The sequence below is a fragment of the Paraclostridium sp. genome, assembly GCF_051657365.1.
Taxonomy (GTDB): Bacteria; Bacillota; Clostridia; order Peptostreptococcales; family Peptostreptococcaceae; genus Paraclostridium.
This window is the reverse complement of the sequence record NZ_JBOFKN010000168.1, coordinates 1-1940: the sequence shown is the minus strand read 5'-3', so window position 1 is coordinate 1940 and position 1940 is coordinate 1. Positions and strand designations below refer to the sequence as shown.

Genomic DNA, 1940 nt, shown 5'->3' with positions numbered 1-1940 from the left:
GCAGAAGATACCATTTTAATAGAAAAAATCTTAAAAATTATATTTGAGAAAAGACATAATCAATTACCAACAAATAAATATATTGAGCAGTATATACCAAAAAGAATTTGTAATGATGTATATTTTTATGATTATTTTGGAGAAGAGTTTAAAATAAAAAATATAAGTAAAAAAATTCAAAATGAAATGATGAACATAAATACAGAAGAGAAATTTGTAAATTATTTATCTGAAGTTAATAAATTAGAAATAATAACAGAGATAATTTTAAATACATCAGAGTTTATTATTTATAATAATTGTGAAAAAACAAGAGGAATTCATTTAATAAACTTATTAGAAAGGTATGTAGTAAATAATGAAAAAAAATTTGACAATACAGTTATTTTAAAAAATAAAATAAAAGAAATATTACTAAAAGATAAACTTGAAAATCAAGCGTGGAGTAATGGTATTTATGGACAAAATGGATTTGAAATAAATAAATTAGAAATGAAAACATTAATACCTGTAAAAATTTTACTGAACCAACTTTGTAGCAGTGAAGAGATTAGACAGATAGTTCAAATTTATATAATAAAGACTATAGATGAAAATAGTTCTATTGTTGAATACATAAATGATTTAACAAATGATCTAAAAGAATACCATGAAACATATTATTTAGAAATAATATATGGATTACAAAATGGAGAAGAAATAATTAGAAAAAATAAAAAAGAGTTGTTACAAGTAAAACAAATGATTAGAGAAGTGATAAATCATGAATATTCTGATAATACTCAATTAAGAGAAATAATAAGAATATTAGAAGAGTAAAGTTATTATAAATTTATTAAAAAAGGTGTCATTATAGACACCTTTTTTTGTTACCTAATATAAATATTTTTTAGGAGGTAACAAAATTATGAAAAATTTAGTTGATGAGGAAGTTAAATCAGGAATAGAGGAGAGAGAATTAGTTCTTGAATTAATGCATGATATGGTTGAGAAAATATTATCACCTAGAGAGTTTGAGGTGTATGTATTGAGTAAGAGAATGAAGCCAAGACATATAGCTGAGAAGTTAGGTTTAAAATCACAGACAGTTAGAAATCAAATAAATAATATAAAGAATAAAATAAAAGATCATGAAGAGTGGTTAAAAGAGAAAATGGATGTAAGAGGACTATCGATATAGCTCTTTTTTTTATAAATAAAAAAGCCACCTATTTAATAAATAAGATGACTTTTAACACAAAATATAAAAGGTTGAGATAGTTAGCACTAGGTTACCAGCCTTTCACTGCTTCGTATCCCTCTTATACATTAAAAATATAATATTTTAATCAAAAAGTAAAGAAATTTTAAAAAACGTACTATGTTTTTGTAGTACAAAATCCCATAGAGTGAGAGAGTAAATATTCGGAGGAATTTTATGGCAAGAAGTAGAGAGCCTACCAAAGAGAATGCAAAAAAACTTTATGAGGAAGGTTTTGGGAGTCTATCTCAAATAGCAAAGGAATTAAATTTATCTCTGAACACTTTAAAAAGTTGGAGAACAAGAGACAAAAAAGAAGGTAAAGAATGGGTGCAAAAAGGTGCACCCAAATCTGCACCCGACACTGGGGTGCAACCATCAAGAAAGGCAAAATTAAAAGAAGCCAAATCCATAGTTGTAAATGGTGGAACTTTAAAAGAAGCAAGTGAAAAGACAGGCATTAAAGAAAGCACTTTGATGAATCATAGTGTTCGTGAGAATTGGATGTCTAAACAGAAAGATTACCTAGAAAGACTTTATGGAAGGTTAAGGGATGAACGAGGACAAGAACATATTCAAAGAAGACTAGAGAGTATAGACTTTCTAAATTGGATTCAGAAAAAGAGTATGAACTTAGGAACAAGTTTATCTCCGATAGCTTTAGATGAAAGTTTAAAAGGTTATCAAAGATTGGCTAACA

Annotated in this window: 3 protein-coding genes; all 3 read left to right on the top strand. The window is 26.3% G+C overall.

What is annotated here, in order from left to right:
- Positions 1 to 819: hypothetical protein (locus ACRCYC_RS13005; RefSeq protein ID WP_438532815.1), on the top strand; the 819-nt coding region annotated here is incomplete at its 5' end.
- An 88-nt stretch (positions 820 to 907) separates the two neighbouring features.
- On the top strand, positions 908 to 1180 hold the full coding sequence (locus ACRCYC_RS13000; protein WP_438532814.1) for a hypothetical protein: 273 nt from the start codon (positions 908 to 910) through the stop codon (positions 1178 to 1180).
- Positions 1181 to 1417: 237 nt separating this feature from the next.
- The coding region (locus ACRCYC_RS12995) for a phage terminase small subunit-related protein (RefSeq protein WP_438532813.1) at positions 1418 to 1940 on the top strand (523 nt) is incomplete at its 3' end.

What these genes read in the sequence shown, in the direction of transcription:
- ACRCYC_RS13000 (WP_438532814.1), top strand. Translation starts at nt 908, where the DNA reads ATGAAAAATTTAGTTGATGAGGAAGTTAAATCAGGAATAGAGGAGAGA.